Annotated in this window: 13 protein-coding genes; 10 read left to right on the top strand and 3 right to left on the bottom strand. The window is 39.2% G+C overall.

Annotation, left to right across the window (positions count from 1 at the left end; translation table 11 throughout):
- The first annotated feature begins 113 nt into the window (after window positions 1–113).
- From ACZ5V8_RS00845 to ACZ5V8_RS00880, 8 genes are all read left to right on the top strand, one after another.
- The gene (locus ACZ5V8_RS00845; RefSeq protein WP_464217988.1) at window positions 114–2,411 is read left to right on the top strand and encodes a putative bifunctional diguanylate cyclase/phosphodiesterase; all 2,298 of its coding nucleotides are present in this window, start codon (window positions 114–116) and stop codon (window positions 2,409–2,411) included.
- A gap of 132 nt (window positions 2,412–2,543) precedes the next feature.
- Window positions 2,544–2,831, top strand: a complete 288-nt coding sequence (gene gatC / locus ACZ5V8_RS00850; RefSeq protein WP_440616606.1) for an Asp-tRNA(Asn)/Glu-tRNA(Gln) amidotransferase subunit GatC — start codon at window positions 2,544–2,546, stop codon at window positions 2,829–2,831.
- 11 nt (window positions 2,832–2,842) lie between these two features.
- Window positions 2,843–4,294, top strand: coding sequence for an Asp-tRNA(Asn)/Glu-tRNA(Gln) amidotransferase subunit GatA (gene gatA / locus ACZ5V8_RS00855; protein ID WP_464217989.1), 1,452 nt, complete (start codon window positions 2,843–2,845; stop codon window positions 4,292–4,294).
- Window positions 4,291–5,709, top strand: coding sequence for an Asp-tRNA(Asn)/Glu-tRNA(Gln) amidotransferase subunit GatB (gatB, locus tag ACZ5V8_RS00860; protein WP_464217990.1), 1,419 nt, complete (start codon window positions 4,291–4,293; stop codon window positions 5,707–5,709). The genes gatA and gatB overlap by 4 nt, the downstream gene beginning before the upstream one ends.
- 37 nt (window positions 5,710–5,746) lie before the next feature.
- Entirely contained in the window at window positions 5,747–6,046 is a 300-nt protein-coding gene (locus tag ACZ5V8_RS00865; protein ID WP_464217991.1) for a hypothetical protein, read from the top strand.
- A gap of 5 nt (window positions 6,047–6,051) precedes the next feature.
- Entirely contained in the window at window positions 6,052–6,870 is an 819-nt protein-coding gene (locus ACZ5V8_RS00870; RefSeq protein WP_464217992.1) for an SDR family NAD(P)-dependent oxidoreductase, read from the top strand.
- Between the two features lie 16 nt (window positions 6,871–6,886).
- A complete protein-coding gene (locus ACZ5V8_RS00875; protein ID WP_464217993.1) occupies window positions 6,887–8,272 on the top strand; it encodes a hypothetical protein in 1,386 nt (461 codons plus the stop codon).
- A 67-nt stretch (window positions 8,273–8,339) separates the two neighbouring features.
- Window positions 8,340–8,717, top strand: coding sequence for a RidA family protein (locus ACZ5V8_RS00880; protein WP_464217994.1), 378 nt, complete (start codon window positions 8,340–8,342; stop codon window positions 8,715–8,717).
- Window positions 8,718–8,885: 168 nt separating this feature from the next.
- On the opposite strand, the gene ACZ5V8_RS00885 is transcribed toward ACZ5V8_RS00880, so the two are convergent.
- Both ACZ5V8_RS00885 and ACZ5V8_RS00890 read right to left on the bottom strand, forming a co-directional pair.
- Window positions 8,886–10,169 carry an AmpG family muropeptide MFS transporter gene (locus tag ACZ5V8_RS00885; protein WP_464217995.1) on the bottom strand — a complete coding sequence of 428 codons (1,284 nt, stop codon included), beginning with the start codon at window positions 10,167–10,169 and terminating at the stop codon, window positions 8,886–8,888.
- Window positions 10,162–10,308 carry a hypothetical protein gene (locus tag ACZ5V8_RS00890; RefSeq protein WP_440616595.1) on the bottom strand — a complete coding sequence of 49 codons (147 nt, stop codon included), beginning with the start codon at window positions 10,306–10,308 and terminating at the stop codon, window positions 10,162–10,164. The genes ACZ5V8_RS00885 and ACZ5V8_RS00890 overlap by 8 nt, the downstream gene beginning before the upstream one ends.
- A gap of 255 nt (window positions 10,309–10,563) precedes the next feature.
- On the opposite strand from ACZ5V8_RS00890, the gene ACZ5V8_RS00895 reads away from it, so the two are divergent.
- A complete protein-coding gene (locus tag ACZ5V8_RS00895; RefSeq protein ID WP_464217996.1) occupies window positions 10,564–12,234 on the top strand; it encodes a lytic polysaccharide monooxygenase in 1,671 nt (556 codons plus the stop codon).
- 221 nt (window positions 12,235–12,455) lie between these two features.
- Here the strand turns inward: ACZ5V8_RS00895 and ACZ5V8_RS00900 are convergent, their stop codons facing one another.
- Window positions 12,456–12,794 (bottom strand): P-II family nitrogen regulator, encoded by a 339-nt coding sequence (locus ACZ5V8_RS00900; protein WP_464217997.1) that lies wholly within the window; start codon window positions 12,792–12,794, stop codon window positions 12,456–12,458.
- A gap of 78 nt (window positions 12,795–12,872) precedes the next feature.
- On the opposite strand from ACZ5V8_RS00900, the gene ACZ5V8_RS00905 reads away from it, so the two are divergent.
- Window positions 12,873–13,127, top strand: a complete 255-nt coding sequence (locus tag ACZ5V8_RS00905; RefSeq protein WP_464217998.1) for an accessory factor UbiK family protein — start codon at window positions 12,873–12,875, stop codon at window positions 13,125–13,127.

Genomic DNA, 13,127 nt, shown 5'->3' on the forward strand with positions numbered 1-13,127 from the left:
TTTACGATGAGGATACATGAATTGTTCAGTTGATCGCTCGTAAAATAAATTATTAGCGCTATACTGAGAAAACGGCAAATACTTGCAGTTGAAAGCGACAAGGATGACGGGTTTTGAAGATATTTGAACGAATCAAAAAGACTAGAAAAGCAAAAAAAGTCGACAAGCTCATCGGCAAACAAATATTCTGGCGTGTCCTGATCAGCACTATTGTATTGCTTGTTCTATTATCTTCTACTGTTTTTGTTCTGTCATTTTATCCTTTTTATCAACAAACACAGCGCACAATTAATCATTATTATGAAGAAGTGTTAGACAGTTATAAAACAGAGATTCAACTATCTTTATCAGAGGCAAGAAGTCTTGCATTGCAGATAAGTAGCCGTACGCAAGCGGCATGGTTGACCGAAGAAATTCAGCGCAAATACCAGCATGGTGCCCCCATTATGGATGAAGTTAATGCCTTAAAACAAATTCTCGCGTCAGCGCTTGTCTCAAGTGCTGCTTTACAATCAATACAACGATTTGAAAGCAATGGACATCTACTAGTTGAAGTAGGCGCAAGACAACGTCAACATTTTGATAAAAAAGCACTTACCTTTGCCGTTGATGGCAGCGGACTAACTGTAATTGTAACTAGCCCAATCTATACACGGATGGGGCAAGATCGAAAAATCATTGGCTATGATCGGCTTTCTTTTGACTTAAGCAAACTATTGAATAAGTTTGAGTCTGAAAATTTGACACAGAAGCGTGATTTTTATTGGTTTATCAAGATTGGTAGCTCATGGCGGGCAGTAAGCTCAGGTTTTGCCAACAATCTCACGACATTGCCAAGCGAAGTATTAACGCAATTAAAAACACAAGAACATTCCAACCTTTTGATCCAAGATAAAAAATACTACTTTGAACGCATTAATGGACAACAAGTATTGGCGTTGAGTGTCAACAAAAAAACGGTTGCCTCAAGTGTTTGGCGGAATTTATCACATATCCCACTAACAATCTTGGGATTTGTTATCATTTTTATCTTATTGCTATACCTTTTATTGCGCCCCATGCTCAATAAATTCATCGTTGAAAATAGTCGATTTTATCAACTACTGAATGAGGATGAACAGACTGCTTTACCAAATCGTAGATATTTCGAAACAGTATTTGAAAACATGTTAGTGGAAGCAAATAAAAACAATAAAAAAGTGGCATTACTTCATATCGATATCGATCATTTTAAAAATATAAATGACAGCTTTGGCTACTATTTCGGTAATGTTGTATTGCGCGAGATTGCCACTCGTTTAAAATTGAGTGTGCGTAAAAGTGACTTTGTCGCACGTATTGGCGGTGACGAGTTTGTGATTGTGCTTAAAGATATTTGCGCCCTAGATGATCTCAAACTCGTTATAAGTCATTTGTTTGCAGTGGTTCACCAGTCAATTTTAGTCAACGATTATCCCATCAGTCTTAAAGCAAGTATAGGAGCGGCAATATCACCAGAGCATGCAAATGATCGCGAGACATTAATGCAATATACCGATATGGCAATCAGAGACTGTAAAAAAGCAGGTGGCAATAGTTATTGTATCTTTAATGAAAATATAGGCGCCCGTTATTTTCGCCAACTAGAGCTAGGTAAGCATTTAGCTAATGCGGTAAAAAACAATGAGTTTTACCTTATGTTTCAGCCGATCATTCATTTAAATGATAATCAACAAATGCATTTTGAAGTATTGCTTCGTTGGCATAATCGTTATTTGGGTGAGGTGTCACCGAGTGAGTTCATTCCTGTTGCTGAGGAGCTTAAGCTGATTGTTGAGCTTGGCACTTGGGTTATCCGCCAAGCCTTTTACCAGCTTTATCAGTGGCATGATGATGAAGCAATTACCCATAAACCAAGTATCTCCATTAACCTCTCAGCCGTACAGATAAATAATCCTTCGGTTTTGTTGGCATTTTTAGAACGCTTGATGACGCAAATGGATATCCCTAGTGAATACGTTACCTTTGAAGTTACCGAAACGGTGATTATGGAAAATGTAGACAATACATCTCAAGTGCTAAATACCCTTAAAAATATGGGATTTAAAATATCAATTGATGATTTTGGTACGGGATTTTGTTCGCTGAGTTATTTGACTCACGCCCAAATTGATAATATCAAAATTGACAAAATTTTTATTGATGATATGTTAATCAATGTTAATAATAAGCTTATTATTGAGAGCATTATTGATTTGAGCCACCGTTTAGGGAGCACTGTGGTCGCTGAAGGCGTTGAAACCATTGAGCAATATCAATTATTAAAACGATTGCAGTGTGACTACATTCAAGGCTATTATTTCAGTGTGCCATTATCCGCCTATGATGCAACCCATTTTATAGAGCGCAAACCGCATCAGCAATTGTTTTAGTTATTATGTAATAGTGATACATCCATCGTAAAGCATTCTGCGGTGTTTAGTTGCAAAGGAAAAAATTCTGTAAAATGCCTTGTGATGGGTATATGATAAGCCTCATGCAAAAATCGCTTTGGAAATCAGGAAATGGCAATCTCGCAGCAGGAATTAAAGCACATTCTCACGCTTTCAAAACTCAGTGCCAAGCCGAAAGAGTTGGTACAGTTTGAATATGATCTTAATAATATTTTTAATCTATTTGACAACCTTAAGTTGGTGGATACACATGAGATTAAACCAATGATTTCACCGTTATTAAGTCATTATCCAGCACGTGAAGATGCACCTCAAGCACAAAACCATGAACAGGATTTTAAGCGCATCGCGCCTGAATTTAGCGAACACTATTTTATTGTGCCAAAAGTCATTGAATAAGAGGAGGTTTTGTGAGTATTTTAAAAACATTGCGCCAAAAGCTCGATAGCAAAACCATAAGTGCCGTCGAATTAGCAACAGAATATCTAACCGAAATAAAGCGTAAAAATGAAGCTTTAAACGCTTTCATATCAATCAATTATTCACAGGCTTTAGCACATGCTAAAGAAATGGATGATTTAATAGGTAAAGGTGAGACGACTTTGTTAACTGGGATTTCTATCGCACACAAAGATAATCTATGTACTGATATATTAACCACAACCTGTGGATCAAAGATATTAAGCAATTATAACTCACCATTTAATGCCACGATTGTTGATAAACTCGAAAAACAAGGCATGACGTTGCTTGGTAAAACCAATATGGATGAATTTGGTATGGGCTCAACCAATGAGCATAGCTTTTTTGGTGCCGTTAAAAACCCTCATGACTTAAATCATGTTTCAGGCGGCTCATCCGGTGGTTCAGCCGCTGCTGTTGCCGCTGGACTTACACCCTTTGCTACAGGTAGTGACACGGGTGGATCCGTAAGACAACCAGCAAGCTTCTGTGGTATTACTGGGATAAAACCAAGTTATGGTACGTTGTCACGCTATGGCTTAGTGGCTTATGGTTCGTCTTTTGATCAAGTGGGGGTGTTAGCGCATTATGCCGAGGATTGTGCTTATTTACTGCAGGCAATGGCAGGCAAAGATAATCATGATGGCACAAATATTGCAACTGATCCGGATTTTTTTACCAAATCATTACAACAAGATATCACAAACCTGAGTATTGGTGTGGATAAGCAATTATTGTCAAAACTCTCACCTGAGGCACAAGAACTGTTTCAGGAGTGTATTGCTGTTTACCAAAAGCAAGGTGCGAAGATTAAAGATATTCAATTGCCCGATTTGCAAGCTGCTGTTTCAAGCTACTATATATTGGCACCGGCTGAGGCTGCCACTAACTTAGCCCGCTTTGATGGGGTACGTTATGGCTATCGCAGTGAGCAGGCAAATACACTGGATGAGTTATATATCAACAGTCGCACAGAAGGATTTGGCGCGGAGGTCAAACGCCGTATTGTCATGGGCAACTATGTATTAGCAGCTAGTCAATACGATGCTTATTACCACAAAGCCCAGCAAGTGCGCGCCAAATTAAAGCAAGACCTTGATGCAATTTACCAAAATGTCGATATGGTTTTACTGCCAACAGCCGCAACGACTGCTCCAAAACTAGGGGCGCAAAAAGATCCAGTAACCACTTATTTATCGGATATGTATACATTGATTGCGAATTTAACAGGAGCTCCAGCGATTTCATTCCCTATTGGAAATATTGAACATTTACCATTTGGTGCGCAATTGATGACTAACAACTTCCAAGATCATTTATTGCTACAAGCAGTTTGTGCGTTTCAGCGTGAAACAGACTTTCATCTGCCACAGCAACTATTACAAGGAGTCGGTGCATGAGTTATGAAATGGTCATTGGACTTGAAGTGCATGTCCAGCTACAAACACAAACCAAAATATTCTCAAATTCTGCAACGCTATATGGTCAGGAGCCAAACACACAGGTAAGTTTCCTTGATATTGCTTTACCTGGCACTTTGCCTGTTGTTAATAAAAAGGCAATCGATATGGCGGTGATGTTTGGTTTAGCCGTTGATGCAACAATTTCAAAGAATAGTTTTTTTGCACGCAAGAATTATTTTTATCCAGATTTACCCAAAGGCTATCAAATCAGTCAATCTAATAATCCAATTGTGCAGAATGGTCAGCTTGAGATTACAACGAGTAAGGGCCTTAAAACCATTCGCATTGAACGCGCTCACCTTGAAGAAGATGCGGGAAAATCAGTGCATGATTTTATTGGTGATCAAACTGGTCTGGACTATAACCGTGCCGGCATGCCATTATTGGAGATTGTGACACACCCTGATTTTCGTAGCGCTGAAGAGGTGATCTGTTATCTTAAAGATCTTCATCAACTGGTGCAGCATTTGGGGATTTGTGATGGCAATATGCAAGAAGGCTCATTTCGTTGTGATGTTAATCTATCGATTCGCAAACCCGGTGATGATCTTGGCACAAGAGCTGAGCTTAAGAATATCAATTCATTTCGCTTTATCGAAAGTGCCATTCATTATGAGTATCAGCGTCAAGTCAATGTCCTTGACAAAGGTGGCATAATCACTCAAGAAACAAGGCTTTATGATCCAGATAACAATGAAACACGCAGCATGCGTAGCAAGGAAAATGCCTTTGATTATCGCTATTTCCCTGAGCCTGATTTATTGCCCATTATCTTATCTAATGAAGAAATTGAAAACATACATTCACAGATGCCACTATTGCCAAAAGTGCGACGTGAAACCTATGCTAAGGCGCTTAATGCTGATGAGGTCAACTTCTTAATGGATAACCCGACAATCGCGGATTACTATGGTGCATTGGCAAAAAGCATTCCAGCAAGAACCGCATATAACTGGGTCGCCGTTGAGTTGCAAGCTGTGTTTAATCGCGCACAAAGCACATTTGATGCAAAGCGCGTGCCTGTTGAGATATTACTTGAAATTATTGCTAGTGTTGACAAGGATGAGATTTCTTTAAAATCTGCCAAAGCTGTATTACAACACTATTATGAGCAACCACAAGCGATACAAAGCATTGTTGATCAATTGGGCGTGCGCCAAAGTAATGACCTTGGGTTCGTTGAAAGCTTGGTTGATGAGATAATCTCCAACAACCCACAACAAGTGCAAGATTATCGTGCCGGAAACAAGAAGCTTTTGAGTTTCTTTGTCGGTCAGATTATGAAAAATAGCAAAGGCAAAGCAAATCCTAAGCAAGTGAATGAAATACTAAATAAGAAACTGGATGCATAACTTCAGTATTTAAGGATATAAATGTGCGCATAAAACATTGGATATTATTGATATTAATCATCGCTTTATTTGTGGTATTGGTGCTATGATGCGTATTTTTTCTAAATTAACCCTACTTGCGATTTGTATTGCATCAGGTGCTAGTGGTGCTTGGTTTTATCAACATTATACGGCTAGTGATAATGTGAAGTTTTATCCAAGTGTGGCCCAAGTAAAAGCGATTAGCCAACTGGCAAATAGTGGTCAATATATCGCGCAAGCACAGGCACAGATCACACAGATATTACAAGAAATGTACCGACCATTTGACTGGAAGGTGAAAATCAATTGGAGTTAACTTAAATGGATAAACAAACGATATTAATTACCGGCTGCTCACATGGCGGTATTGGTTACGCTACAGCGCAATATTTAAAAGCACAAGGATATCGCGTTTTTGCCTCCGCTAGAAAGCCAGAGGATGTTAAAAGACTCACGGCTGAAGGTTTTGAAACTTACTTGATTGATGTGTTAGATGATTCGCAAATAGATGCAGCATTGGCTGATATTCTACAAAAAACAGGGGGCACGTTAGATGTGTTATTTAATAACGCCGGATATTCACAAGCCGGTGCTTTAGAAGATATTCCGACAAAACACGTCAAAGAGCAGTTTGATACTAACTTTTTTGCGCTTCATAATCTCACATGCAAAGTACTCAAAATTATGCGTAAGCAAGGCTATGGCAAGATTATCCAACATGGCTCTGTTTTGGGATTAGTATCACTTAAATATCGCGGGGCATATAATGCTAGCAAATATGCGATAGAGGGATTGGTTGATACGATGCGCCAAGAACTACGAGGTTCCAATATTCATATGAGCATACTTAATACTGGACCGATCAGCAGTAAAATCAGAGAGAATTCGATGAAAACGGTTAAAAATATTGAGCTTAAAACTTCAGTGCATTTAAGTGATTATAAAAAACTGATGTCAGGAAATCATAAGCCTGTGCCATTCAATGAAGAGCCGATAGCAGTGGCTAAGGTGGTTGAGAAAATTCTTAAAGCGAAAAATCCAGCACCACGCTACAGTATCACTAAATTTACCAGTATTGCTAAATTATTGAAATGGGTGCTATCCAGTCGCGCCCTTGAGCGAATATTAAGTAGATTTTAATAAAGGAATATCATCGATGTCACCACAACGCGCCTTTTTGCTTAACTGTATACGTCATCCGAGTATTTTATATTTCTGTATTTTGCCTGTTTATGTCCCTATTCGCGCATTAGCAGAAAGTATTTCAAGCTTTAACCAAGTTTTTAAAGATGACTTTGAACGTTTATATTTCTTCTCAGATATGCTGATTATTGGTGCGATTTTGGGGCTCATTACTTGGCTTACCGTCATGCTGACTGAAAAACTTGTCAAAGATGTCAAACAAAAGTCAGACGCCCTGACAGTGGTTGGTTTCTTCTGTCCATTTTTATTGATGCTGACCACCTATATCCTGCTCTCTGGAAAATTTGGCGGTGGTGCGCTTTACATGACGATGGGGGTGCATTTCTTTTTACTATCGTATCTCGGCAATCAAGTCGTATTGCATACTAAACGTTATCAACTTGTCGCAGAAAACTCACTTTCCAATGAGATTAAAAACAACCTAATGTCTTTTATTGTCAACACTCTTGGGATTATCGTCACCATTTTGTTTGTAGGCTTCTCTTTTTTAAATCTGCTGCTACCTTTTACTCTGACAACTTCGATTTGTGGCGCGGTTTTTTACTATTTTCGCTTTGTGCGTAGCATTGAAACCTTCAATATACAGGTGTTTTTAAAATGCCTTTTATCCTTTGCTATGGGCGCATTATTAGCACTGCTGTGTGGTGCGTTAATGTATCGCTGGCATAATATCGCTGATGTGCTTGTTATTGTGATTATTGCTTTTTTGAGTATTGCCATTGCTGTCAAAACCAAGCCACGTTATGTCATGCTTTGCATCAATGGCGCAAGTCAATACAGCATCGTTGTTTATGTGTTGATGTCATCGGTGTTGCTGTTTTTATTCAACGATCAATTGTCACAAATCTATCAAGCGGTTTATCCATTAGAGCCTGTATTTTCATTAATTGTCGTCATCATTGGTTTACGCCTTATTTTGTGTAAAAAAAGCCAAACGACTGATGCCTCCATCCGCCAAAATATCTTTTTATTTGGTCTGTTGATGTTGCCGCTATTGTGGTGCTTTTATACCATTGGTTCAGCCAATATAGCTTGGGTATTGCTTGCCGTTATTGTGTTTTTTATTATTTATGCGATTGTCGAATACGTCGTCATGTTTAACCTAAGGCAAATCATCTTTACCAATCAATATTCAAACCAAACAAATACCTTATTAAGCACCTATCTTAATATCTTATACCAAGGGTTTATTCCAGTGATTTATTTAAGCATTGCCTCATTGCTGCATCGTTACTCAACGATGGCGTTTAAAGATGTATTGTTATCTAGTTTGCTCATACTTGTAGTGTTGGTGATTATATTTAATTTCATTACACAGCTCACGTTACGAAAGTGCTAACACATGCGTTGACAATACGCTTGATTTAGACAGAATAAAATTGCTTTTAAAAATCTAAGGAAAATTTATGAAAGAAATCGTGCAAACCAATAATGCACCACAAGCGATAGGTCCTTATGTGCAAGCAGTTAAGATCAATGGCATGCTCTATACCTCAGGACAAATTGCCTTAAATGCCAACGGTGAATTAGTCCAAGGTGATATTAAAGGGCAAGCAACACAAGTAATGCAAAATTTAAAAGCCGTTGTTGAAGCCGCCGGCAGCAGTATGAACAAATTGATTAAAACTACCTGCTTTATTAAAAATATGGATGATTTTGTTGCTTTTAATGAGGTTTACGCGTCATTTTTTCAAGGGGTAACACCACCGGCACGCTCATGTGTTGAAGTCGCACGCTTACCCAAAGATGTGTTAATTGAAGTCGAGGCAATTGCCACGCTTTAACCAATCGACTTTCTTTTTGCTCCACAATCTGAGCGATCGTAGACGGGGAACCCCGGGTTTAGCCCGAGGACATCTCAACTAGCACACCTCTCAGTTGATGGGAGAGGTCGTGCAACAGGTGAGACAGAACAAAACACGACTTACTCTTGCCTTACGCTTGCTTCGTCACTACGCATGCAGATTTGCCATTAAGATAATCTGTTTGCGTGCCAACCATATACCAAAGGTGACAATACAGCCAAGAATGAAACTGAGTAAAAACAACATCTCCCAGCCCCAAGCTGCTTGGACATTGCCTGCTAACGGCCCTACTAACACACGTCCTAATGAGTCAATCGAGCTTAGTACCGCAAACTGTGTCGCTGAGAAACTTTTATTGACCAAGCTCATAATCATTGCCACCAATACAGCTGTACCCATCGCACCGACCATATATTCAACGGCAACCGATATAACCATTAAATAATAATTTTTGCCTTCAAATGCTAACCACATATACATCAAATTAGCAGCTGCCATCATAAAACCAAATACCAAGAATGTACGAAACAAACCAAAGCCTTTGGCTAACATGCCACCCAACACTAGACCAATAAAGGTAAATATTAAGGCATTGGTTTTATACGACACAGCAATCGTGACTTTATCAAAGCCAAGTTCGGCAAAGAAGACGGTATTAAGTGAAAATGCTAGCGCATCACTAAACTTGTAAAAAATAATAATTAAAAGCACAACAATCGCCACTGCAAAGCCGCGACGGGTAAAGAAATCATAAAATGGCAAAACAACCGCATCAGCAAAAGTTTTAGGGCGGTTGTCCACTGAAGCTTCTTTCGCTAAAAAAGTACCAACCATTGCCACTGCAAAAAACGGGATAAGCGCAAAAATACCGTTTTGCCAGTTATTATCAAAGTATTTAACCATAATTAATAGAAAGGCGCCTGTGACCATCATTGCCACACGATAGCCTAAGACAGAGACAGAACTCCCCAAGGCGCGCTCATCCTCATCTAACACTTCTGTTTGATAGGCATTAATCGCAATGTCTTGTGTTGCCGAGAAAAAGCAAATTGCCAAGGCAATACCGGCAATAATCAATGGTGATTGCGCAGGTGAAAATTGACTCAATAAAAACACACAGACAATTAATAATAATTGCATTAATAAAATCCAGCTTTTGCGTCTGCCAAGGAATTTAAGGTTTACCTGATCAATCACAGGCGACCATAGATACTTTATCGTATATGGCAATGCTACCAGCGTTAATAAGCCAATATCTTGAATACTGATCCCTGCTTCGTGATACCAGTAAGTGAGCGACGATGCTGTAAGCATTAAAGGTAGTCCTGAAGAATAGCCCAAAATAAACATCACCAGCATTTTTCGATTTTTAAATAAGCCGGTAATACTGTCTATGGTTGCGGCTTTTAGTTGTTGTGAAAAGCTACTCATTTTCTACCCAACCCTTACCTAAAAGCGTTGTGTTATTTTGATTATTAACAAACGTTGTTTGGCGTTGCGCCAAACAATCAAATATAATGTTATATGCCAATGTGAGTGAAAAATGAAGCCACTTTATAATCACGGTCATATCCGGTGCTTATGTTTATTTAAACAATATATCGAAACCAGTCTGCAAAAGATACTGTTAGGGATTAATTTTAAATAGTACTGCTTTTACCCAAATATAATGCTTAGTTCTTACTTTATATGGTTTTGAGACACAAAGCCTAGATTCGCTAAATTTTGAAAATAAATAACGCTTATAACACTATTAGTTCTTTCAATTTCACATATTGGCGCGAATTTCATACACTTTTGCTAAATTATTTTATAGGAGTTATATATGAAGTTACGTTCTATTTTTTTAGTGTCAAGCTTAGCGTTAAGCTCAGGTGCAGTTTTTGGGCATGGTGCATTGTCCTTTCCAGATAGCAGGCAATGGTTGTGTTCAGGAGGGGCGACACCTAATAATAATGTGTCGTGGAATGGTCACAATGGTGCAGATGTATGTAGTGTTAATTTGCATGGCGAAGGTATCAATCAGGTCATTACTGATTGGAGTGGCGTGGCTCAAGGGGCGGCAGCAGGTTGGTCAAATGATCCATCTTATATCAATGATTCACGTAGTGCACATATTGCTATTATGGGTGGTAAAGATGCGCCGATTTGCTCTGCAAACTTAGCAAAATATCGCAGTTTAGAAGATAGTGAATGGACAGTTGATCAAGGCGATAATCTCTACCCTGTTAAACTTGAAGCAGGTGAAAATAAGTTCACTTATGCAGTAACTGCACCTCATAAAACTTATGGTAAAGGTTATATTGATATTTATATTACGCGTGATGATTGGCAAATCAATAAAGCATTGACTTGGAATGATCTGGAAGAAAAGCCCATTTGTCATTATGTGCCGACTACGAGCGAATCAGCTTTGCAATCTCCAGGATTAGGTGGTTTTGAAAATTTCACATGTACAATACCTGAGTCTAAAGTAGGTCAGCATGTTATTTACGCGGTATGGCAGCGTGATGATAGTGCTGAAGCCTTTTATTCTTGCTCAGATGTAGTGATCGGCAATGATACGCCACCGCCACCAGTGGATGTTGTATGGCAAAAAGTAAAGAATGTTTATGGAGAAAGTACTCTGCCTAGTCTAGATATTAAACCGGAAGATACGGTGACTGTTGACGTCTGCACCGTGGATGCGCATAGCCAGTGCTATGCAGCTTCTTATCAACCTACATCAGACAATGATGCAAAATTGTGGCAACAAAAGCTAGCGCAGCAATTCAATCAAAGTCATGACCAGAAGGAAGTGCAAATTGGCGTGCTTAGTCGTGATGGTAAAGCGATCGAAACCAATTCATCTTCAGGTTACAGTGTTTATCAGGCAAAAACGTCGCCAGTAAACTATCAATGGCGTATCGAACATCATGCGGTAACGCCAGAACCAATTGAAAGTGTGTGGACGCCACTTGCAGGTAAAGAGGGTAGTGCTGTCTTTGGCGCTCAATCAGAGAGTCATTATAAACAAAATGACCAACTTAACTTCAGGTTATGGCGCAGTGATGTCTTTGATTCTGGGCGTTTAGGTGGTTATGAAGAAGCGATCGAAGTGCCAATGGTGATCGATAGGTTGGCAACGTGGAAATCACAATATATTGCCAAGTTAAATAATGAATTGCATGCATATGGCGTTGTCATCGGCGTCTTACAAGATGATGACACCGTTAAGCCGATCGATGGTGTTGATAATATCGTTTATATCAATACGGAGATCGAGCAGAGTAATCATATTGAATATACTTGGCTTTTGGAAAATAAAGGACAAGTCTCTCCGGAGCCAACGCCAGATTTACCAGAGTGGTCAAATGGTCTTGGCAGCTATCAATTAGGCAGTAAAGTTGTTAGAAATGGTGTGACCTATACTTGTACTGGGCACGAAGGTTGGTGCAATCAAAGCGTTTATGATCCAGCAGGTCATTTTGGTCATGGCACTTGGACTAAAGACTAAAGTGGAGAGTAATTAATGGGAGGAAGAAAAGGCTATGACCATATTCCAGCCCACTTTGATTTTGTAAGCGCTGGCTGAGCGTAAGTCGAAGCCTCTATGGCGTGTGATTTTCCCAAGCTTCCCCACTTCGACTGATGCTCAGCGCATCGCTTCGACTTACGCTCAGGGTACGATGAACACTTGTGGGTGAATATTTAGTCTTAGCCGAAAAAAAGTTTGATTTAAACTGCCTCATCATCCGTCTCACCAGTGCGGATGCGAATAACTTCTTCAAGGTGGGTGATGGTGATTTTGCCCGCCCCAATCTTATCGGCTTTATTTGTGTCAATGATGGCCTTTATAAAGTCTTGTTGTTGATCATCTTTGCAGATGATCTCCATCTTAATCTTAGGCAAAAAATCAACCGCATATTCCGCGCCGCGATAAAGCTCAGTATGACCAAGTTGGCGCCCAAAGCCTTTGATTTCAGTGATAGTAATGCCTGTAGCCCCAGTGCTTAATAAGGCTTCGCGTGTGCGGTCAAGTAAATGCGGTTTGATATAGGCTGTAATTAGCTTCATGCTCGAATTGATTTGTCAATTTGGCTGTCTATGCTACATTATGCACTATCTATTAGTAAAGCATTTAAGTGATTGAGTATGAAACTAAACAATAAAATAATCGATGATGTTGCCAGTAAGATTTCCAGTGGTATTCCTAGTGGTTTAAAAACGGTGGCTAGTGAGTTTGAAAATAATTGCAAAAGTGTGTTAAAAGCAAGCTTTGAAAAGTTGGATTTAGTCACGCGTGAGGAGTTTGATATCCAAAAAGAAGTGTTAGCAAAAACACGTTTAAAGCTTGAAGCGCTTGAAAAAAAAGTTGATGAACTTATTGCTGAGCAAGGAAATAAGTAG

It is taken from the genome of Cysteiniphilum sp. GTC20157, assembly GCF_055396795.1.